Below are 541 nucleotides of genomic sequence, written 5' to 3'. Positions count from 1 at the left end.
CGGATGACTTGCTTTAGGTATTTCGTCCAGCGCTTGCCCCCAAAGGTGTCGTAGTTGCGCAGGGCGGCCCAGTAGAAGCTGAACAGTCGATACAGGTCATCGCCGGTCACCACAAAGCTCTTGCACCGGAAACAGCCCAGATAGTCCTGACAGGGCTCGCCGTTTTTCGGGGATCGGTGCCCTCGGCGGACATCCTGGCATGACGCAACGGGCGTCCGATCACTGGCGATGATATTCGGCTTGCTAAGAAGCTCTTGAACACGCGCCTCGCCTAAAAAACGCATATTGGTTTCCGCTTCTGGTGGTGCTTCCCAGTAGTGGGCATTGCCGGTCTGAACGGTGTGTCGTCCCGTTCTGGCCGTGATCAACGGATCTTGGCCGGACATCTCCCACACGCGATTCAGGAGCGTCTGACGCAACCGAGTGACGTTCAACATGAGCGGCTTCCCATCGTCCGTTTGAAGCTGGTGTTGGTCGACAAGTAGCTTGATGATGTAGTGCAAATGGCTGGCAGTGAGTCGACATGGTTTGCCCGCGTGCT

At 56.9% G+C, this 541-nt stretch carries 1 pseudogene; it reads right to left on the bottom strand.

The features are described from left to right. Positions 1–437: pseudogene (locus tag R7Q11_RS28810) on the bottom strand (hypothetical protein); the annotation flags it as partial. Positions 438–541: the final 104 nt, after the last annotated feature.

This window comes from Vibrio sp. 970 (assembly GCF_033339075.1).
This window is presented reverse-complemented; position numbering and strand designations above follow the sequence as displayed.